This is a genomic window from Parendozoicomonas verongulae (assembly GCF_009711465.1).
GTDB lineage: Bacteria > Pseudomonadota > Gammaproteobacteria > Pseudomonadales > Endozoicomonadaceae > Sansalvadorimonas > Sansalvadorimonas verongulae.
In genome coordinates this window covers 1-369 of the sequence record NZ_SMME01000213.1, presented here as the reverse complement: position 1 = coordinate 369, position 369 = coordinate 1, and the positions used below count along the sequence as shown (strand labels likewise).

1 protein-coding gene is annotated in these 369 nt (G+C 53.1%); it reads right to left on the bottom strand.

Going from position 1 to position 369, the window contains the following annotated elements; all coding sequences use genetic code 11:
* Positions 1-369: hypothetical protein (locus tag E1189_RS24265; protein ID WP_230459815.1), on the bottom strand; the 369-nt coding region annotated here is incomplete at both ends.

The window sequence follows — 369 nt, the reverse complement described above, 5'->3', positions numbered from 1 at the left end:
AAACGTTTACCACATCTGGCAATCTCACCAAACATACACGCACCCATACAGGGGAGAAACCCTACGCTGGACCAGGACGGATGCCACAAAGCATTTACCTCATCCAGCGATCTGACCACGCCCATAAGCGCATCCACACAGGGGAAAGGCCCTTTGTCTGTGACCAGGACGGATGCGACCTTTGTCTGTGACCAGGACGGATGCAACCAGTCTTTCACTTTGTCTGTGACCAGGACGGATGCAACAAGTCTTTCACCCAATCCGGCCACCTCACCGCTCATAAGCGCACACACACAGGGGAAAAACCCTTTGTCTGTGATCAGAGCGGGTGTAACAAAACGTTTACCACATCCAGCAACCTCAGCGACC